The organism is Zavarzinella sp. (assembly GCA_041399155.1).
In the GTDB taxonomy this organism is placed as follows: domain Bacteria; phylum Planctomycetota; class Planctomycetia; order Gemmatales; family Gemmataceae; genus JAWKTI01.
In genome coordinates this window covers 1-19,773 of record JAWKTI010000001.1, presented here as the reverse complement: position 1 = coordinate 19,773, position 19,773 = coordinate 1, and the positions used below count along the sequence as shown (strand labels likewise).

At 50.5% G+C, this 19,773-nt stretch carries 20 protein-coding genes; 13 read left to right on the top strand and 7 right to left on the bottom strand.

Translation table 11 applies throughout. The features are described 5' to 3' along the window. Positions 1–272: 272 nt before the first annotated feature. Positions 273–422, bottom strand: a complete 150-nt coding sequence (locus R3B84_00100) for a hypothetical protein (GenBank protein MEZ6138946.1) — start codon at positions 420–422, stop codon at positions 273–275. On the opposite strand from R3B84_00100, the gene R3B84_00095 reads away from it, so the two are divergent. After that, entirely contained in the window at positions 369–1,145 is a 777-nt protein-coding gene (locus R3B84_00095) for an IS630 family transposase (GenBank protein MEZ6138945.1), read from the top strand. The two genes, R3B84_00100 and R3B84_00095, sit on opposite strands and share 54 nt — an antisense overlap. A 121-nt stretch (positions 1,146–1,266) precedes the next feature. Then, positions 1,267–2,118 carry a hypothetical protein gene (locus R3B84_00090; GenBank protein MEZ6138944.1) on the top strand — a complete coding sequence of 284 codons (852 nt, stop codon included), beginning with the start codon at positions 1,267–1,269 and terminating at the stop codon, positions 2,116–2,118. A 99-nt stretch (positions 2,119–2,217) separates the two neighbouring features. Here the strand turns inward: R3B84_00090 and R3B84_00085 are convergent, their stop codons facing one another. After that, positions 2,218–2,721: a hypothetical protein gene (locus R3B84_00085; GenBank protein MEZ6138943.1), complete on the bottom strand. Its 504-nt coding sequence runs from the start codon at positions 2,719–2,721 to the stop codon at positions 2,218–2,220. Between the two features lie 473 nt (positions 2,722–3,194). On the opposite strand from R3B84_00085, the gene R3B84_00080 reads away from it, so the two are divergent. The 4 genes from R3B84_00080 (at position 3,195) to R3B84_00065 (ending at position 7,526) form a co-directional block, all read left to right on the top strand. Next, positions 3,195–3,959, top strand: coding sequence for a methyltransferase domain-containing protein (locus R3B84_00080; protein MEZ6138942.1), 765 nt, complete (start codon positions 3,195–3,197; stop codon positions 3,957–3,959). Positions 3,960–4,145: 186 nt separating this feature from the next. Then, the gene (locus R3B84_00075; GenBank protein ID MEZ6138941.1) at positions 4,146–5,261 is read left to right on the top strand and encodes a sialidase family protein; all 1,116 of its coding nucleotides are present in this window, start codon (positions 4,146–4,148) and stop codon (positions 5,259–5,261) included. Between the two features lie 113 nt (positions 5,262–5,374). After that, a complete protein-coding gene (locus R3B84_00070; protein MEZ6138940.1) occupies positions 5,375–6,592 on the top strand; it encodes a glycosyltransferase family 1 protein in 1,218 nt (405 codons plus the stop codon). 145 nt (positions 6,593–6,737) lie between these two features. Beyond that, the gene (locus R3B84_00065) at positions 6,738–7,526 is read left to right on the top strand and encodes a hypothetical protein (GenBank protein ID MEZ6138939.1); all 789 of its coding nucleotides are present in this window, start codon (positions 6,738–6,740) and stop codon (positions 7,524–7,526) included. Positions 7,527–7,615: 89 nt separating this feature from the next. Here R3B84_00065 and R3B84_00060 read toward each other — a convergent pair whose 3' ends face one another. Continuing rightward, positions 7,616–8,542: a TIGR01777 family oxidoreductase gene (locus R3B84_00060; protein ID MEZ6138938.1), complete on the bottom strand. Its 927-nt coding sequence runs from the start codon at positions 8,540–8,542 to the stop codon at positions 7,616–7,618. 457 nt (positions 8,543–8,999) lie between these two features. On the opposite strand from R3B84_00060, the gene R3B84_00055 reads away from it, so the two are divergent. The 3 genes from R3B84_00055 (at position 9,000) to thrS (ending at position 12,834) form a co-directional block, all read left to right on the top strand. Continuing rightward, the gene (locus tag R3B84_00055) at positions 9,000–9,479 is read left to right on the top strand and encodes a hypothetical protein (protein ID MEZ6138937.1); all 480 of its coding nucleotides are present in this window, start codon (positions 9,000–9,002) and stop codon (positions 9,477–9,479) included. A 171-nt stretch (positions 9,480–9,650) separates the two neighbouring features. After that, positions 9,651–10,088, top strand: a complete 438-nt coding sequence (locus R3B84_00050; protein ID MEZ6138936.1) for a hypothetical protein — start codon at positions 9,651–9,653, stop codon at positions 10,086–10,088. Positions 10,089–10,575: 487 nt separating this feature from the next. Beyond that, a complete protein-coding gene (thrS, locus tag R3B84_00045; GenBank protein MEZ6138935.1) occupies positions 10,576–12,834 on the top strand; it encodes a threonine--tRNA ligase in 2,259 nt (752 codons plus the stop codon). 26 nt (positions 12,835–12,860) lie between these two features. On the opposite strand, the gene trpC is transcribed toward thrS, so the two are convergent. The 4 genes from trpC to R3B84_00025 all read right to left on the bottom strand — a co-directional run bounded on the left by trpC (position 12,861) and on the right by R3B84_00025 (position 15,844). After that, positions 12,861–13,640: an indole-3-glycerol phosphate synthase TrpC gene (gene trpC / locus R3B84_00040; GenBank protein MEZ6138934.1), complete on the bottom strand. Its 780-nt coding sequence runs from the start codon at positions 13,638–13,640 to the stop codon at positions 12,861–12,863. Positions 13,641–13,726: 86 nt separating this feature from the next. Continuing rightward, positions 13,727–14,959, bottom strand: coding sequence for a hypothetical protein (locus tag R3B84_00035; protein MEZ6138933.1), 1,233 nt, complete (start codon positions 14,957–14,959; stop codon positions 13,727–13,729). Positions 14,960–15,083: 124 nt separating this feature from the next. After that, a complete protein-coding gene (locus R3B84_00030) occupies positions 15,084–15,263 on the bottom strand; it encodes a hypothetical protein (GenBank protein ID MEZ6138932.1) in 180 nt (59 codons plus the stop codon). Further along, positions 15,260–15,844, bottom strand: coding sequence for a hypothetical protein (locus R3B84_00025; GenBank protein ID MEZ6138931.1), 585 nt, complete (start codon positions 15,842–15,844; stop codon positions 15,260–15,262). Before R3B84_00025 ends, R3B84_00030 begins: the two co-directional genes overlap by 4 nt. 33 nt (positions 15,845–15,877) lie before the next feature. Here R3B84_00025 and R3B84_00020 point away from each other — a divergent pair, with 33 nt between their 5' ends. From R3B84_00020 to R3B84_00005, 4 genes are all read left to right on the top strand, one after another. Next, on the top strand, positions 15,878–17,044 hold the full coding sequence (locus R3B84_00020) for a PLP-dependent transferase (GenBank protein ID MEZ6138930.1): 1,167 nt from the start codon (positions 15,878–15,880) through the stop codon (positions 17,042–17,044). Positions 17,045–17,057: 13 nt separating this feature from the next. Continuing rightward, entirely contained in the window at positions 17,058–17,498 is a 441-nt protein-coding gene (locus tag R3B84_00015; protein ID MEZ6138929.1) for a hypothetical protein, read from the top strand. 92 nt (positions 17,499–17,590) lie between these two features. Then, positions 17,591–19,027: an NADP-dependent isocitrate dehydrogenase gene (locus R3B84_00010; protein ID MEZ6138928.1), complete on the top strand. Its 1,437-nt coding sequence runs from the start codon at positions 17,591–17,593 to the stop codon at positions 19,025–19,027. 115 nt (positions 19,028–19,142) lie between these two features. Then, on the top strand, positions 19,143–19,556 hold the full coding sequence (locus R3B84_00005) for a bifunctional nuclease family protein (GenBank protein MEZ6138927.1): 414 nt from the start codon (positions 19,143–19,145) through the stop codon (positions 19,554–19,556). Positions 19,557–19,773 lie beyond the last annotated feature (217 nt).

The following is a 19,773-nucleotide window of genomic DNA, read 5'->3' as shown; positions in this document are numbered from 1 at the left end:
GTCAGAATGTTCAACCTAGGCAAGTCGACCAACCTTTGGAGATCAAGGATGATCCGACCGAACACTACTAAATGGAATCAAACCACCGATGATTTGCGTCGCCTGGCTCTGGAATCCGAGCATCCTCGTACTCGGGAGCGGTTTATGGCTTTGTACCAAATTGCTCTTGGTCACACTAACGCAACTGCTTATGCCGCAGAAATTGGACGTTGCGACGATGTGTTGTTGAACTGGGTTCATAAATATAACAACCATGGACCTGACGCCTTGATTTATCGGCGTACTGGCGGCCGTGTCCCCCTTTTGTCCAGTCGCAGATAGAGCAGATCGTTGATGCCGTTCTGAAAAGCGATCCGGTAGATCACCAATTGCCAGGCCACGGATGGACGATCAGGAAGTTGTGCAACTGGATCGGTTGTCAATTCCAGCGGTATGTATCTCGGAATACCGTGCGGCGGATCCTGCAATTAGCGGGATTGAGCTGGAAGAAATGCAAGAAACTGTTCGGCAAAGGGGACCCTGAAAAGCGGGCCGAATACCTGAAACAGTTCGCGGATATGTACCAGCAAATGTGTCGCGGCGATATCGTGATCATTTATATTGATGAATCCCATTTTCATCGTGATATGGACTTGGGCTATACTTGGTGGCGCAAGGGAGAATCGGCTTGGCGAGTGAGTGATTGCCCTCCGCTGTCCGATCGCATCAACTGGTATGGTGCTTACAATTTCAGTGCTGGTGCATGTTTGATCTGGAACGAAGGCAAATGCAACAAGGAAAACACGGCTGAATTTTTGCACCGAGTGAACGATTGGGTAGAAAGACAAGGTCGACGTGTTGTGGTAATTTGGGATGGAGCACCTTGGCACAAGGCGAAGTTCGTTCGAACCAAAGCCAGCGAGTTGGACATCGAAATAGTAGTTTTGCCCAGTTATAGTCCCGATTTCAATCCCATTGAAGGGTTATGGAAATGGATGCGTGAAGAGGTCACGCAACATTGTTGTTTTGCAACCTTGCGTGACTTGTTCGACGCTTGCAAAGGATTCATCGATACATTGAATGAAACTCCGGATGAAATAATTAAAAGACTGTGGCCAAGATTTGAAGTCGATCCTCAAGCGGAAAAACTCCGATTTTCAATCTGATTTTGGTTTAACCAAGTAATTTGTAAAAAATAAAAATTTTCTTTGTCAGAATTCCCCACGAGAACTGTTGTGTTACCAGTGGGGCTCCAACGATCAATAGAGATGCCTCCGGGAGAATGGCATGAAGAAGAAACTGGTGTTAATGATTACTGTGATGGCTTCATTCGGTGCAGAACCGAAAACAAAAGAACAATCCAGAAACGCAATCCCTGCGCTGATGCGGAAGACCCATATGACTGGGCGACAGGTCTATCGTTCTTTGGATCAACGACTGATCAGCGGCCGATCCACAGCAGAAGAACGGGCATTATTCATTGCAAACTACCGAAAACTGCGTGAACTGACCCCACCTCAGGGCTCTCTGGAATCGTGGCGAAACGATATCGACCAAATTATTTCCATTGCAGCGGAATGCGACGATGCAAAAAAAGATCCCGCATCGAAAGACCCGGCGATCAAGCTATCCTATGCCATCAATTGTCAGGCCTGTCATGAGAAATATGCTTTCAAACCTGATCTGAAGCCAAATGAGCAAATTCTTCAGTCGATCAAAGACGCTGAAACCAAAGTTGCTACGGGTGGTACCAACTGGTCTGCACCTGAAGCATTAAAGGAAGTCGGGATCTACCAACCTGGGAGAAGACTTCTGCTGTGGCCTGAGAAGATTTCTTTCCCACAACAGCAAGGCGATGCCAAGCCTGGTTTTGCAATCGTGAAGTTTCGGTGGGTGCTGCGGCCAGGGGCCGAATTACCCGAAGGGTCGCCAGAACGATTTTTTTACAATGTCTACGATATCAACACCAAAAAGATTCTGACTTTTCAATTTGCCCCACACGGTGGAATCAAAGCGAGGGAAGGGTCATTCACCATCAATATCACGATTCCGAAAGAAAGTAAAAAGATTGCTTTCGTATTATTGACGAATTGGACAGTGAATGTGCCACTTGGAAATTTGATCCTGTTTGAATTTTAAATTGATCCAGTGTTGTTGTTCAATAAGCGCCGATTCAGGCTTGGTGATCGTAAACGAAATCATGGAGATCATCTGATCCAGAATGTCGTGTAGCCGAAACTATCGTGGTTCTGGGGATTGCATTGTTTCGATCAGATCCCATGGCATCTGTTCAAACTCTTTTTTCAGGTGATTGTGAGATTTTCTTAATTCTTTCTTCCGCATCTGGTAGACAGCATCGACGAAGGTCATTACCTGTCGACCGGTGCGTTCCGCCAGGGTGGCACCTTCATAATGACCATCGAGATTGCCGATGCCATTTTCGGAAGTCATGTTGATTTCGCGGAACAATTCCACTGCTTCTAACAGCGAGATTTTCTTTTCAATCAGCAAGGTGGCAATTTCTGCTTTGCGGGACGATCTCTCCAGCACCTTGAGTGCCAGTGGATTGTGGGCAGCAAGCATTGAACTTTGTTCTTCCGTTTCTTCAACAGGCTGAACTTGCCGTGGGGAATAATTCAACAGGTTCTTGTAATCCAGTTTTTCGCCGATATTGGAAATCCCTGCAATTGCAACGCCAACAAGGGGTATTGCACATGCAAATACACGAAGGACCGGAAACATAGACGTACTCCAAGCGGTGCTGCGTTTCGCAGCAGTTTTGTGCGGGAATCATTTCACGTTTTCTTGTGATGAACCGTGAAAAACTTGCCACCATCGTTGTGCCTTGCAGCACGATTGACTGTCCCAACTACTGTTGGGAAGTTGTCAGGTAGGACAATATTTAGAACGCACCAACACAAAAAAGGTTCCGTGATTCAAGAAAAAAAATTGGAAGAAGACCAAAACGAATTCCTGCAGCCTGTTCGTTGTAACTGGCATTCAGCTAAGGACTTATAACAATAATGAAGCTATATTCATTAAATATTTCCAATAACTGCTACTATTCCCGAAAACTCGCAACATTATGTCTGAAGGGTTTCTCATCTTTGCCTGCCTGAGTAGTTGCAATTTTCTACCCACAGTGGTAAGATGGCAAAAATGTGGCGACAGGAAGGCCACTCTCCATGAATGTGCACCGATCAGGAAGGATTCTGATGAGCCATATCGAACGCATTGAGCGCGAAGCGTTTCTCCACGATCAGCAGGCATTGAACCGCCTGAAACAGCGTAGCACCCCCAGTGATCTGGTGGTGGATGCGGACTGGTATCTCGATCATGCTCCCTGGATTCGCCCCGCAATTGAACAATTGGGGCCAATGGCTGGGAAAAAGCTGCTTGATTTTGGCTGTGGGCATGGCATTACATCGGTCATTTTTGGCCAACGCGGTGCCACGGTGGAAGGATTTGATCTTTCCCCACAATACATAGAGGAAGCCCGCCTGCGGGCAGAAATCAATCAGGTAGACGCACGCTTTCTGGTGGCGAATGCTGAAGATTTACCTTACGCCGATAACAGCTTCGATCTGGTGTGGGGCAATGCGATTCTGCACCACCTTGACCTGAACCGGGCTGCGATTGAAATCTGGCGGGTGTTGAAATCGGATGGCGTCGCCGTTTTCTGCGAACCATGGGGCGGCAATCCTGTGCTGCAATTTGCCAGAAATTACCTTCCCTATCCAGGTAAGTGCCGCACCATTGATGAGCGACCCTTCGATACAGCAGATATTACCCACCTGAAGCAGTTGTTTGACGTGCAGACAATTGGTTTTGAATTCTTTGGCATGATCCGCCGGGTACTTTTTCGCGAACCTGGGGCAGGTGGCTTGCTAAGTAAAATTGATCGCTGGGTGCTGCGTCGCGTGCCGTACTTGCAGCAGTTCGCCCGCTATACGGTGGTGGTACTGCGACCAAAACGCTGAAATTGCGAGAAGTGGCACCTGCTTCCAGCTGGTGTCCATAAGAATTCAGCGTCAGGATGACGCTGCCACTAGATTGCGAGAAATTGAAACCTTGAAACCCGACTGTCGGCCAAATTCTTGCTGCTTTTCGCCCCACATTGGGGTATGCTCTGCACAATTCCAGACTTTTCGCCAAACAGGTGACATGTGAACTATTTTCTCTCCATTGTGGCAGCCATGCTGCTGACACTCTTTTCAACGCAAACCCTTACCCTGGCGGCAGATCCGTTTGTTGCTGGTACCGAAGGCTACCACACCTTTCGGATTCCTGCGATCATTCGCACTGCGAAAGGGACATTGCTGGCGTTTTGTGAAGGCCGCAAATCAGGTCGTGGAGATGCGGGAAATATTGATCTGGTGCTCAAACGCTCCAACGATCTGGGAAAAACCTGGTCCGATCTGCAGGTAGTGTGGGATGATGGCAACAATACCTGTGGCAATCCCTGCCCGGTGGTCGATCAATCCACGGGTACCGTCTGGCTGCTACTGACCTGGAACCTGGGCAGTGATACCGAATCACAGATTATGGCTGGCAAAAGCAAATCTCCTCGACTGGTCTATGTTTCCCACTCCACTGATGATGGGAAAAGCTGGACAGCACCGAAAAATATCAGCGAGACCACCCGACTGCCCCACTGGAGGTGGTACGCGACCGGGCCTGGAAACGCGATTCAACTACAACATGGCAAGCACGCTGGCCGCTTGCTGATTCCGTGTAATCATTCCGATCATCGCGATCCCAAGTTGCACCCGCACCACAGCCACGTGATCTTTTCGGATGATCATGGAAAAACCTGGCAGATTGGTGGGCTGCACCCAGACCGCACGAATGAATCGGTGGTGGTAGAACGCGATGATGGAACCATTGTCCAGATCATGCGTTCATATTTTGGCAAACAGGGTCGCCCGATTGCCACCAGCAGCGATGGTGGCTCATCATGGCAGCCCATTTCGCTGGCGACCGAGCTTGATTCGCCAGTGTGCCAGGCAAATGCGATCCGATACCCACTTGCAGGTGGGAAGTCTGTCTTTCTGTTCTGCAGCCCACAAGGCAGGCAACGGAAAAACCTGACCATCTGGTCCAGCGAAGATGGTGGGCAAACCTGGCCCACGTCGAAAAGTGTTTACTCCGGTGGGGCTGCATATTCGAATCTGGTGGCACTGCCTGATAATCAGGTGGGGGTGCTTTTTGAAAAAGATGATTATAAGACGATCAGCTTTCAGGTTTTTCCGGTGAGCGACTTCCTGAAACCTGCGAAGTGAATCATAATATTGCGAAATCGTAATTTTGTAATGTACTTCATTTCTTCCCCCATCTGGTGCCGCGTTCATAGAAAAATAGTTTGCTTAATTTGCATTTGGGAAGTTTCCATTTGATGAAAGTGGCCTTAAACGTCTTATCGACCGTGGGCAAACGCACGGGAATTGGCCACTATACTGCCGAATTGTTAAAAGAACTTCATTTATTGCCCGGCTGCACGGTCAAATCATTTCCCACGTGGTGGATGCAGTCGATCCGTGCGGCATGTTTTCCCGATTCCGGGAAAATGGCCGATGTGCCTGCACAACGAACTGGCTTTTCGCTTCCCCCCGCACTACGCACGTGGGCAGCAACGGCAATGCGACGCACCTGGTGGACGGCGATGGCTGCCCAGGCCAGGCATCAGTTGCGTCCGGAACAGGTAGACCTGTACCACGAACCAAACTTTGCCCCACTGCCAGCCGGTGTGCCAGTAGTGGTGACAGTACACGATTTATCACCAATTTCTCATCCTCAGTGGCACCCCACAGACCGTGTACAGGCAATTGAAGCCAATCTGGTGCGGACACTGACACGAATGAGCCATTTTTTTACCGTTTCGCAGGCAATGAAAGACGAAATGATCGCAAGGTGGGGAATCGAACAGGAAAAAATTACGGTAACCTATAACGGTGTAAGAACGATTTTCCGCACGATGCTGCCCACGATCGCAAAAAGTTATTGTGAAAAACTAGGCCTTCCTGAGAACTTTTTGCTGCACGTGGGAACGATCGAGCCACGGAAGAATCTGGAAATGCTGATGCGGGCATATGTTAACATTCCGGCAAATATCAGACAGTCATGCCCACTGGTGCTGGTGGGGCGTTGGGGCTGGAAAACCGAAACGATTGCCCGTTATTTTCAGGAAACTGCCCGCCACCAGGGGGTCATTCATCTCGGCTACACTACGGAACAGGAATTGGCCGCACTGACGACAATGGCACGTGCCTTGGTCTACCCTAGCCTGTACGAAGGTTTTGGCATGCCCGCTGCCGAAAAAATGGCCTCTGGTGGGGCTGTTCTGGGTTCCACGGCGACAGCCATTGCTGAAGTATTAGGACCATGCGGCACCACATTGGATCCTGCGGATCAGCAAAGTTGGACGCAGGCGATGAAACGGGCAATTACAGACAATGAATGGTTGACGATATTGAAGCAGGGCACCACCACCCGCAGTCAACAGTTCACCTGGAAAAACTGTGCGGAACAAACAATGCTGGGCTACCACCGAGCCTTGGGGATGGACAGAGTACGTCATCAGCGAGAGGATGCGCGCCCTCGTCATCCCGACTAAACGCAGTTTGGCCATGGTGACCACAGGCGAGAAGGTCTGACGTGAGCGCGGGGCTCGCATATGCTAATCAGTGTCCCCTCAACAACATTGGGCGTTCGCCCAACGGGTGGAGCGAACACGCCCGCAATGCCTGGGAGGAAGTCCGATGCGTGTGTTGCTGAGTGTATTGGTAGTGCTGGCCGGTACGGTGGCGTCGGCCCAGGACCCGGCGAAGACGGAGTTGCCCAAGCCGCTGCCTGAGAAGATCGTCAAGGTGTGGACCGAAGCCGGGGCCGACGTTGGCTGGATTACGGTCAGTGAGTCTGGGTCAGCAACGTGGATGGAAAAGGTCGCCGCAGGTTCAGTGCCGGGGTTCGTATTCAGCACGTGGAAGGAGGGCGTGATCGCCAATTTGCCCACGCCCGAAACGCCGTTCGGACTCGACTTGCATGTCACGCAGTTGACGGACGACGGGCTGAAGGAGTTGGCCGGGCTGAAGAGTCTCACCACACTCATCTTGTTTAGTAAGCCGGTGACGGACACCGGGCTGAAGGAACTGGCCGGGCTGAAGAGCCTCACCACGCTCGACTTGCGTATCACGAGTGTGACGGATGCCGGGCTGAAGGAACTGGTCGAACTGAAGAGCCTCACCTCGCTACACTTGGGTGCCACGAAGGTGACGGACGCTGGGCTGAAGGAATTGGCCGGGTTGAAGAGCCTCACCTTGCTCAACTTGAGTGGAACACAGGTGACGGACGACGGGCTGAAGGAACTAGCCGGGCTGAAGAGCCTCACCTCGCTCGGCTTGGTTGGCACGCAAGTGACGGACGCTGGGCTGAAGGAACTGGCCGGGCTGAAGAGCCTCACCTTGCTCAACTTGCTTGAGACGCAGGTTACATCGCAGGCTGTGGCGGAGTTGCAGAAAGCGTTGCCGAAGTGCCGGATCGTTCGCTGACATTGCCCGTGAATCCGAATGCGGGCCTGCTTCGATCTTGGCGAACTGGCCGCATTACCACACCTTTTGTGATACGTGAGCGAGGATCATCAGATTTCAGCCATTGCGTGTTGCGATGCGAAAATATTCCGCAAACACAATTCCAAATCTGTGTACTCAAATCGAAATCCTTCATTGAGCAGGCGTGTTGGCACGCATCGCCGCCCAGTAAGTGCCAGTGACGCATCCGTACCCATCAGGAAAGCTCCAAGCCGCACCGCAAATGACGGTGTGGGAGGACTCCAGGGGCGTTTGAGGGAACGACGTAATGCAGCCATGAAGGCTTTATTGGTGACTGGGCTGGGTCCGGTAGCATTATAAACACCTGACGCTGCTTGATTTTCCAGGCACCATTCGAAAATTCGATTCAGATCGTTGAGATGAAGCCAGCTGATGTATTGACGGCCGTTTCCCACAGATCCACCGAGGCACAATTTTGTCAAAGTGGCCAGCCGCCCTAATGCCCCTCCGCTGGCCGCCAGTGCAAAGCCTATTCGCAGGACAACAATTCTTGTATCAGGAAGATGCTGATTTTCGAGTTCAGATTCCCACGTCTTACAGACATCGACAGAAAAGCCAACGCCATGGGGAGCATCGTCGTGGCAGATCATCTCACCAGCATCACCGTAAATGGCAAGTGAGGTCGCCTGGATCCACACAGGAGGTGGCTTTGAGCATCGTCGTAAACCTGCGCTGAGAGCTTTTATAGAATTGACACGCGACTGAATAATCTCCTGCCGATTGGTGGCTGTGTACCGACAATCAACACTGCGACCGGTGAGATTGATGATCGCAGCCGCACCTTCCAGATGAGTAATCCAGGCACCTGCTGTCGCCCCATCCCACTGAACGAATCCATTGCGATCGACAGAAGATCTGGTGAGAACAGTTGTTCTGTAGCCGATTCCGTTCAGGTGGACCACTAACGCCTGACCCAGAAAACCACTCCCACCAGCAATGACAACATGTTTGCTCAAATGATTACCTGCGAATATTCCATCGGTAGTCTTGCCTATAACCGCATCAATGAAGGGAATTTAACATTATGAAAACCATTTCAAGCGGGAGAATGATGATTTCACAAAACAGAACTTGAATCAAAGTCTGGCAGAATTCCAAATTTTCTCGAAGAAATTACCTGTCCTGCACAATATTTTGAACGTTTGATTATTCCCCACCGTAAGCGTTGCACTCAGTGGGTTGTTTACGCACATTTCAAGCAAAAAACAGAGAAAACCCCTTGCTCCCGATGTAGTGCGCCATGAATTCCGATTCTAGCGGTACCAGCATGTGCAATGTAATTTTCATGGGAAAGAAATGTTCAACTGGCGCAGAAAGATGACTGTCAACAGCGCATAAATGGATTGTCGGGCAAGGAGTCGGGGTTCAGGAAAACCTCGTGGCCCGATCGCTCTTCGATCGGAGCATATCGAAATGAAAAAGTGGATTTTTGTTGCATTATTGGGCGTTCTGGGACTGATGATGAGCCCGGGCCAGTCTTTCGCCCAATATCCTTACCAGTCACACGGTTTTAATTTTCTGGAACGTCTTGCCACATCCAAGTTCCGCTGGATTCACATGGATGGCCCGTTGTTTAATTACGGCCCGTATGATGCCCCAGGCAGCATGCGTATGCACATCCCCAGACCTATTTATGGCGACTACTCACCTGCGAACCAACAACTGTGGGGGCCAGCTCAGGGTTATCCCGGTGCACAGCAGGGCTATCCCGGCATGTATCCCGGAACGTATTCTGGATATCCAGCCACCACAACGGGTCAACCCGTGATTGCACCCGCGGCACCGGCAGCACCCGGTACAACCCCTGCACCCACGATTGTGCCATCGGCTTACCAGCAGTACACAAACCCCTACTATGGCACGGTTTACCCAAGCTGGATGTACCGCAGGTAATAACGAATGGGTGGGACGTAAAACGTTCCACGTGGTGTGATTTAGAATTTCTTCGCACTTCACTTGGTGGATGTTGCGATTGTGGATCAAACTTAAACAATATGTTCTTCGGCCAGGTGATTCGCAGAAGTATCGCCTGTGTTCATGGACACGAACCTGAGAGAGAATACGATGAAAAAGTTTCTGTTATCGATGGCACTGCTGTGTGCCATGGCAATGACCGCTGCAGCCCAGCAACCCTGTAACAACTGCGGCACCGCAGGTGGTGGTGGGGTCAGCATTCCCGGCTCGACCGGGCACCCCGGCCTGTTTGGTTATGGCAAGCACCCCAACATGACGCACGACCGTGCACAATGGAATCACCCGATTTTCAGCAACCCCTGGTTTGCAAAATCGCAGAACGTGTATCGCATGCCAACGCTGCCTGTGCACATGGCCGCACCATGGTACCTGTACTTCCCGTACGATGGCCACTTCCAGACCGTGGCACCAATGGCCAATGCACCGTTCTATCCCCCACCTGCATACACTGGAAACCCTTACCTGCCAGCAGCTTACAGTGGCTACATGCAAGGTAATCCTGTGCCAGCCGGCTTCCCACGTCGATAATTGCGTGGCACATGATTTCATCATGTGATCCACATGCATTGTTGGCTGCACTTTTCGAAAAAACAACTTTAGCCTGTACAAAATTATTTAAATATCGACATTGTATTTCGAAAATGCGGCAGCCAATAACCCATTTTTTTCTGCTGTAAGTAATTTGATTTCATAGACTTACAACAAATTTCAATTTTTTCAGAATTTTAGTGAACTAAATTACATTTTAATTCGTCTAATTAATGCACAACAGGTTCGTTCTGTTGGCCGATAATCAATGTACGTGCCGCCGCACCAGAAAACAGAAGGGATGAAATGATGTTTGAAGATTGAAGCATACTGACCCCAAACACCACATGTGGGTGAACTTTTTCGCCTGCGTGGTGCTCTACTTCTACAATTCCTGAAGCGAAATTAGGAATCGCAATAACTTACTGGAGCACCTGTCAGCCGTTTGTTGGGCTGCTGTGCTGCTGCCAGGAACGAGGAAATCTACATGATCACGTTACGTATGCCTGATGGCTCTGAGCGTCAGGTACCCCCGGGTGTTCGCCCGCTGGATGTGGCAGAAAGTATTGGAAAACGCCTGGCTCAGGCAGCCATCGCTGCCAAAGTAAATGGCGAAGTGGTCGATCTGACAAAAGAATTGACCACTGATGGCGAACAGCTCAACTTCCAGATTCTTACCGACAAAGACACGGAATCGCTGGAAGTGCTGCGACACTCATCCGCCCACATCATGGCACGTGCGGTGATGCGGTTGTTTCCCAATGTCAAGTTGGCCTTTGGCCCCGCACTGGCGAATGGGTTTTACTACGACATCGACAGCGAAATCCCGATCACGGAAAATGATTTCCCCAGGATCGAAGCCGAGATGAAGAAAATCATCAAGGAGCAGGAGCCTTTCGAGCGTTTCGAACGTTCAGTGGAAGAAGGCAAGGCGTTGTGTGCCGAACTGAACCAGACCTACAAGGTGGAGCACGTCGAAGAGGAGCTTGCGAAGTATGGCAAGCTGAGCTTCTATCGGCAGGGGGAGTTCATCGACCTGTGCCGTGGGCCCCACATCCATCATGCAGGTAAGGTGGGGGCATTCAAACTGTTGAACATTGCAGGTGCCTATTGGAAAGGCGATTCCAAACGGAAGCAGTTGCAACGCCTGTACGCCACTGCGTTTTTCAACGAGAAAGAATTAACCCAGTACCTGACCCAACTGGAAGAAGCGAAGAAACGCGACCACCGCGTGCTGGGCAAACAACTGAAGCTGTTTACTATCAGCCAGGATGCTGGCCAGGGGCTGATTCTGTGGATGCCGAAAGGTTCCATTGTCCGTGGGCAACTGGAAACCTTCATCAAAGATGAATTGTTGAAACGTGGGTATCAGCCGGTTTATACCCCCCACATCGGGCGGTTGGATCTCTATCGCACCAGTGGGCATTTTCCCTACTACCGCGATGCCCAGTACCCCGCACTGTTTATGAATCCGCTGGCACAGACCATCGATAGCTGGTTAACGCTGCTGGAGAAAAAACAACTGCCGGAAGATCGGGAAAAGGCGTTTCTGGATTATCTGGAATCGTATACCAGGGGTGAATACCCCAGTGGGGATGATGACAATGCCCAATATCCCTGGGGTCAGGTGGTACTGGATGCCCGCACGCTGTGGTTGAGCTATCGCGAACAGACTACTTCAGAAGGAAAGCTGAAGTGCCTGACCGATTGGCTGCAAGGACAGGAAGGCTATCTCTTGAAGCCGATGAACTGTCCCCACCACATCCAGATTTATAAGGCGCAGCCACGCAGCTACCGAGATCTGCCGGTGCGGCTGGCAGAGTTTGGAACTGTCTACCGCTTCGAACAATCGGGCGAACTTGGCGGCCTGACCCGCGTGCGTGGGTTTACCCAGGACGATGCCCACTTGTTTATGATGCCGGAGCAGATCGAAAGTGAATTGATTGCCAACATTGATCTGGTGCTGCTGGTGCTGCGGACCTTGAGCCTGAACGACTACCGAGTACGGGTAAGTGTGCGGGAACCTGGCAGCAGCAAGTATGTTGGTGCCAGCGAACTGTGGGATAACGCAGAGAAGATTCTGCTGGATACGGTGAAGAAACTCGATCTGAACTACTCCATTGGTGTGGGGGAAGCTGCGTTTTACGGGCCCAAGATCGACTTCATTGTGCGTGATTGTATTGGTCGCGATTGGCAGCTTGGCACGGTGCAGTTGGACTACAACCTTCCCAACCGTTTCGATCTGGAATACACCGGTGCGGACAATCTGAAGCACCGCCCCGTGATGATTCACCGGGCACCGTTCGGCAGTATGGAACGGTTCTGTGGTATTTTGATTGAACATTTTGCTGGAATGTTCCCACTGTGGCTGGCACCAGAACAGGCACGGTTGCTGACGATCAGTGAAAAGTTTGTGGAGTATGCCCAGCAGATTGAACAGCAACTGCGGGAAGCGGGCTTCCGCGTTACCGGGGATTATCGTTCCGAGAAAATCGGTGCGAAGATCCGCGATGGTTCAATGGAGAAAATTCCGTATCTGCTGGTGGTGGGCGAAAAGGAAATGGCCACCCAGACGGTTTCGCTGCGTGATGAATCGATTGCCGACTTCAAACAACGCGATGTGGGATCTGTTTCGGTTTCAGAATTGATTGCACGACTGCAGCAGGAAGTATCGGAAAAGACGATCAAACGGATCAGCACCGCCACTGCAGGACTGTCGGATAATGAAGCGAAGTACGCAGAGTAATTGATTCTGGTTTTTTGGTATGTTGCTTACACACGTTGGTGTAATTCAAGCAGTGCTTTCGCAATATCGGGTGCCCGCATCAGCGATTCTCCCACCAGCACCCCACGTGCACCTGCGTGCTGCAATCGCACCAGGTCGGCGTGGGTGCGGATACCACTTTCACTGATCACCACCCGATCCGCTGGAATGGCACCCAGCAGGTCAATGGTGTGATCCAGTCGCGTGGTGAATGTGCGCAAGTCTCGATTGTTGATCCCAATCAGGCGAGTGCCACAGGCCACCACCCGTTCGAGTTGTTCCGCATCGTGGAGTTCCACCAGCACCTGCAGGCCCAGTTCCACTGCTTGATGGTATAACTCTGTTAGGCGATTGTCGGGCAGAATTTCGGCAATCAACAGAACCGCATCTGCTCCTGCGGAACGCGCTTCAAGTAACTGGTAGCGATCCAGAATAAATTCTTTGCGTAAGATTGGAATTTCAACTGACTTACGAATGTCCACCAGGTATTGCAGGTGGCCTTGAAAGAAATGTTCATCGGTCAGCACGCTGAGGCAATCTGCCCCCGCACGCTGGTACGTTTGAGCAATCTCAACGGGATGAAAATCTGCCCGAATGATACCCGCCGACGGGGATGCCTTTTTTACTTCGGCAATAATTCCGATTGGGTGCTGCAATAGTGCGGCGGCAAAATCACGCACTTGGGGCAGGTCTTTGCATCGGGCTGCAAGCTCATTTTCGGACGTAAGCTCTTTCGCTACAGCAATTTCCTGCAGTTTGTGCTGAACAATTTGGTCGAGGATATTCATCACCACTAGATTATTGGAATTTTTCGTTCAGTTCAACGAGTGGTGGTTAACTTCGTGAGATGGCTGGGGGCTGAAAACTGATTGGGTTAATTACCCAATCCATACAGAATCGTATTGAACCGAACTGGTAATTGAGATGGGGCTTCTTTGGCATTGCGTTCGAGAATATTTTTGCCCAATGCCTGTGCTTCAGGAGCTTTTTCCATGAAGGTTTCGATCAGTTGCATCGTGCCCAGATCATCGCTGATCAGGTCGATACCGGTCAGGTTCTTGGCACCTTTCACCGATTCTACCCACTTGAACCGTTCCTTACGCTCTGCTTCGATCTGTTTCGGCGTGCCACGGAACTGGTGCAGGCGATTCATAATTTGATTCGACGTGTTCTTCCCAACAGTATCTTTCTCGGCATAAATCAGCAAAGCTGCCAGACGATCGTTCATATGGTTTACACAGCGCTGGTGATAAGGATCCGCAGAACCAACTCGATGGTTGTAGTTGAAGGTGCTGGAAGCCGCTTTCGTGGTCATGGCGGCGGCATTCGGGGTGTATTTGGGTGTCGATGCCGAAATATTGAACGATAGTGCCACCAAGCCTGCATAATCAACACCTGCTGGTTCGGAGTTAGCCACCGCAGTCAGGTTATTGGGGGTATAGACCGAATTTCTGCGAAATTCTGATGCAATGAATCCGGAAGCAAAGTGTGCCGCCCGACCTTCCGTCACAATCCAGATTCGACCGGAGTTTACTGCCTGATTATCGTTTTTCTGATCCAGATAGTAGCGTGCTGCTGCCAGATCGTTAAACAGGAATGGCCAATAGTTTGGCTTAAAGTATTTGCAATCGATGGCATCAATCGTAGTGACCGCCGCGCCCCACTGGTTGCGATTCGCCAGATCTTTTTCAAACAATGTCTGACGCTGACCCGTGAAAATCCGGGTGCCAATATCGGGCCCGCTCATGCCGTGGCCTCGCCAATCAAACAGGAGTACGCCAAACCCTTTCTGGCTGATTTTTTCTGCCATATTGACCCACCGCATATCCCAGCCTTGGTGCTTGGAATATACTTCGTGGCCAAAATCAGGCATCATAATCACGGCGTCTGGTTCTTTATTTCGCTTTTCCTCTTTCGAGCTTGCCGGAAACCAAAGACCACCCAGGCTCAACCCATCGTTGGTTTTAATACCAACTTTCTCCCCTTTGTCATTCTGCAACACCTTTGGGGGATCTTTTTTGTCCTGTGCGATCATGGGACTGTTCGCCAACAGCATTCCCATGGTCATGGTAAACAAGCTGGCCAAGATCCATTTTGTTCGATCCACGATGTATCTACCTCCCGTTACGTCGTTCTTGTTATTATACAACAGTAATCGCACCTATTATGTTGGAAGAATTTCCACAGAAAGGAAACTATTTTACACTAGATTGGTTAGAGAAATTGGGCAATCAGGGCGATTTGGTGTATTTGCCATCACCTGTGGTACCTGATTGCTGCATTAATTTCCCTTCGATCACATCCTGAATGATCTGGCCTTCAAACCAAGTATAGCCGTTATAAATGCGTAGCGAAATTTTCGTGCCGTCCTGCTGGTAAGTGAAATCGTATCCCCCACCTTCGGTTTTCACATAACGTGCCTTACCATCTGCTTCAAATTGAAAATAACCTGTTTCGTGGAAGATATTTCCCTCCCACTTCGTTCCCACCAATTGTGGTGTGCGAGGTGGCTTTGCCTTGGTTGGGCGGTGGCGGCTACGGGTTTTATGAATGAATTTTCATTAATTTCTATGTATTTCTCCAGCCGCATACCTGCACGAAGATTCTCTTCAAGTGTAGGAAATTTTGCTGCTGCTAACATCGCCTGATGACGCACAACCACGGATAAACTGTTGAATTCTTTGCGTAATATATCGATGGTTCGATCCGAAAATCCTCGTGGTAATGTGGTCCAACGTCGGTGGGGGTAGTTGCTGTCGTAACGGATCAGCAGTCGTTCTTTTTCGCCAAATCCTTTCGGATGAACTTCCACAGTGACGATGCCACCGCCTTTCAAACTCCGAATCGCCTCGATCAGTTGGGTGGGTGCTCCGGCAAAAAGAGACCGGAAATCATCGCGAAAACCGCTGAATCGTTCCCACCCCCACTCATGAATGGTGGGGAAAAAGCATACAATTTCTGAAAATGCTTCCGCACACAGCAAACAAGCCAAAATCGGACAATCAATGATCGTGGGAGAGATTCTTTGAACGCAAGTTCTTATTCTGCAGGCAGTTCGGTGCCTTTATCCCCACCGATCACCATGTCGAGCGTCTTTCAGGTCAGTGATCTGGACGCCTTTGAACGGATCGCCAGGTACGAAGAACGCGGCTATTTTTACGCACGCGACAATCATCCGAACGGGGAACTGCTGGAACAGCAACTTGCCGCACTGCACCACACCGGGTGGTGCCTGGTGACCAGTTCGGGCATGGCTGCGATCAGCGTTGCGTTGTTAGGGTGCCTCGGTGCGACGCGACGCATTGTAGCAAGCGATCAGCTTTATGGACGCACTAACCAGTTGCTCAGTAAGCACTTAGGGAAATTTGGTATTACCACGGAATATATGGATATCACCCACCCTGCGAAGTGGGAGGCCGCACTGAAAACACCTGTTGATGCGGTGATTGTGGAAACCATTTCGAATCCGATGGTGCGAATTGCAGATATCCCCCGCCTTGCAAGTGCCACACACGCAGCAGGTGGGAAATTGATCGTCGATAATACATTCAGCACACCAATTGGCTATCGCCCCACTGCTGTGGGTGCAGATATTGTGGTGGAAAGCTTAACGAAACTGATCAGCGGCCACGCCGATGTCACCCTTGGTGCGGTGCTGGCGGACGACTTGAACCTGAAAACGACGATGGCAGAAGTGCGAAGTGTCTGGGGCTTTGCCGGCAATCCGTTTGAAAGCTGGCTCTGCACCCGTTCATTGCCTACTTTGGCGTTGCGCTACCAGCAATCGGAACAGAATGCCCAGCAATTAGCCGAATGGCTGCAGCAGCAACCCGGAATTGCCAAAGTACACTACCCTGGATTGCCCACGCACGCCGACTATCAATTATGCCAGCAAACACTGGGTGGGCATGCGGGCTACATGCTATGCTGCGAACTCACCACGGGGCGGGCGGGTGTAGATCATTTCATTCGTGCGGGTAACGTGCCATTTTGCCCATCACTGGGGGACTGTACCACCACGATCAGCTATCCGTGGGCGACTTCCCACCGGTACGAATCGGCCGAAAGCAAGCACCAGCAAGGAATTACGGAAGGTTTGCTCCGGATTTCTGTGGGCATTGAACCATTGTCACACATTCAGGATTTGTTTTCGCGTGCTTTGAGCACTTGTTCTGTTGCAAAGGAAAGTTAAACCAACACCCACCATGAAACTAAAGCTGTACGGAATTTCGATTGAAGCAGAACGAGTAACTTATTCTTTACTCTCCCCCTGGCGTGCCAGCATGCTGGAGCACCGCCTGTTCGATTCGATTCGGGCAATTTCTAATGTGAAATATGAAGAGGCCGACGCGGAACTTCTCCTGCACATCAGTGCGGAAAAACCAGCCCATGAGAGCCTATTAATGATTGAAAGAATTATGAAAGGCTGGCAGGAAGACGGTTCTTCCACAAAACAGGAAAGGCGATTGTGGCACTGGTCGCTGGAAGCGGAAGTCGACGCACGTGGCAATGATACTTCGGGCGATCCCACCAGCATCTGGGGCTTTCTGGATGTATCCGTCGAACGATTTCAGGCATCCGAACAGGATAAGCTGGATGAAGTAGACCTGGCATGCTTCAGCATGAGAATCTGGCCTGGCACATAGTGCCTGGATGATATTACGTGGACATTGCAATATCGATGAACAGCGATATCGCAATATTATGATTTTTGATTATGGAATAAGAGAGACGCACCATGACGAAAACAAGAATTACCGTCGCACCTGGGGATGGTATTGGCCCAGAAATCATGCAATCAACGATGGATATTCTGGCAGCAGCAGAGGCACCGCTGGAATATGACGTGATTGAAATTGGCCAGTCGATTTATGAAAAAGGGATCACCTCCGGCATTCCCAACGAAGCGTGGGAGTTTTTGCGAAAAAACAGCTGTTTTCTGAAAAGCCCACTGACTACCCCTCAGGGGAAAGGGTTTAAAAGCGTCAATGTCACCATTCGCAAAACGCTGAACCTGTTTGCCAACGTTCGTCCCTGCAAATCGTACAGTCCGTTCGTGTCCTCGTCCCACCCGGGCATGAATCTGGTGATTGTGCGGGAAAATGAAGAAGACCTGTACGCGGGAATTGAGCACCGCCAGACGCCGGAAGTAACCCAGGTGCTGAAGGTAATCAGCCGCCCAGGGTGCGAAAATATCGTTCGTTATGCCTTTGAATACGCCAAAGCCTACGGTCGTAAAAAAGTCACCTGCATGACGAAAGACAACATTATGAAGATCACCGATGGGCTGTTCCATCAGGTGTTTGATGAAATTGCGGCAGAATACCCGGAAATCAAGAACGATCACCAGATTATCGATATCGGTGCGGCACGCCTTGCTGCCCAGCCGGAAACATTTGATGTCATTGTTACCTTAAACCTCTATGGGGATATTCTTTCCGATATCGCGGCCCAGGTGGCTGGCTCTATTGGTCTGGCAGGGTCTGCCAACATCGGCCACAATACTGCCATGTTCGAAGCGGTGCACGGCTCCGCACCGGACATCGCCGGAAAAGATGTTGCAAATCCATCGGGATTGTTGCAGGCCGCCATTCAGATGCTGGTGCATCTGGGATACGGCCCCACCGCAGAAAAAATTAAGAATGCCTGGCTGGTAACTCTGGAAGATGGTATCCATACCGCCGATGTCTACCGCGATGGCCTGAGCGAAGTCAAGGTGGGTACTAAAGACTTTACCGAAGCCATTATCAAACGACTGGGTAAAAAGCCAGGCGTATTGAAACCAGTTGTTTATGAGCCCCACCCGATCAGGATTCCAGCCTATCAGCCAAAAGCCACCAAGCAGGAATTGGTGGGTGTTGATATCTTCCTGAAATGGGATGAATCCCACCGCGATCCAAACGTGTTAGGCGGTCAATTACAGGCACTCGCCGGTGATTTATCGCTGATCCTGATCACCAACCGTGGGGTCAAAGTGTTTCCTGAAGGGATGAAGGAAACCTTCTGCACCGATCACTGGCGCTGCCGATTCACCCAGAAAGGACAAATAATTACTTACCCCACGGTCCTGGAATTGATGAACCGCATCACCCACGCGGGTCTGCAAATCATTAAAACCGAAAATCTTTACTACTTTGATGGGGCACCAGGCTACTCACTGGGTCAGGGGGAGTAGTTCACCGGGAGTAATTTCGACTCCCACCATGAACAGTTGCTTGACCCGCCCACGTAGGAGCAAGTAAAATAAACAATTGCCATAATTTTCTATCCTGTTGCCAGGGGATGCTGCTGTGCCAGTGCAAATGGAACTGCGTCGAATTATCATTTCCGATATCAACGACAAGCAGTTGATTGTGCTGCGGGAGGTCGATGGCGATCGTAGTTTTACGATTGTCATTGGGAGCTACGAAGCCAACAGTATCGAGCGTCGCATCAAAAAAGTTTTTGCCTCGCGCCCGCTGACCCACGATCTGGTGGTGAATGCAATCGAAAATATGGGCGGTGAGATTCAGGATATTCTCATTAACGATTTGCAGGACCAGACTTATTTTGCCCGTCTGCGGGTGCAGCGACACGGTGAACTGGTTGAAATAGATTGCCGCCCGAGCGATGCCATTGCAATTGCCGTGACAGCAGATGTGCCCATCTTTGTTGCTGAAGCGGTGTTAAATGAATTGGAAAACGACCCACCGTACCTGTTGTAACCAGCCTGTATGGTGGGGGTTCATGCAGTATCAATGATATTGCCAGTCGAATCTTGTAAAGGTAAGTATCAAATCACCTCGTTGCCTATTCCACTGTCAGATTCGCAAGGTAGCTGTCAAGAGATTTGCGGGAAGTAGCTTCTTTGGCCTGCATCTCTTTCAGATCTTCATGCAGTTTCTTCATTTCTGCTTCCTGATCTTCCAGTGTCTTCAGGTA

Bases quoted from the DNA above. Each gene is read 5' to 3' on its own strand.
- R3B84_00090 (MEZ6138944.1), top strand. From the start codon at position 1,267: ATGAAGAAGAAACTGGTGTTAATGATTACTGTGATGGCTTCATTCGGT.
- R3B84_00085 (MEZ6138943.1), bottom strand. From the start codon at position 2,721: ATGTTTCCGGTCCTTCGTGTATTTGCATGTGCAATACCCCTTGTTGGC.
- R3B84_00080 (MEZ6138942.1), top strand. From the start codon at position 3,195: ATGAGCCATATCGAACGCATTGAGCGCGAAGCGTTTCTCCACGATCAG.
- R3B84_00070 (MEZ6138940.1), top strand. From the start codon at position 5,375: ATGAAAGTGGCCTTAAACGTCTTATCGACCGTGGGCAAACGCACGGGA.
- R3B84_00065 (MEZ6138939.1), top strand. From the start codon at position 6,738: ATGCGTGTGTTGCTGAGTGTATTGGTAGTGCTGGCCGGTACGGTGGCG.
- R3B84_00055 (MEZ6138937.1), top strand. From the start codon at position 9,000: ATGAAAAAGTGGATTTTTGTTGCATTATTGGGCGTTCTGGGACTGATG.
- R3B84_00050 (MEZ6138936.1), top strand. From the start codon at position 9,651: ATGAAAAAGTTTCTGTTATCGATGGCACTGCTGTGTGCCATGGCAATG.
- thrS (MEZ6138935.1), top strand. From the start codon at position 10,576: ATGATCACGTTACGTATGCCTGATGGCTCTGAGCGTCAGGTACCCCCG.
- trpC (MEZ6138934.1), bottom strand. From the start codon at position 13,640: ATGAATATCCTCGACCAAATTGTTCAGCACAAACTGCAGGAAATTGCT.
- R3B84_00015 (MEZ6138929.1), top strand. From the start codon at position 17,058: ATGAAACTAAAGCTGTACGGAATTTCGATTGAAGCAGAACGAGTAACT.
- R3B84_00010 (MEZ6138928.1), top strand. From the start codon at position 17,591: ATGACGAAAACAAGAATTACCGTCGCACCTGGGGATGGTATTGGCCCA.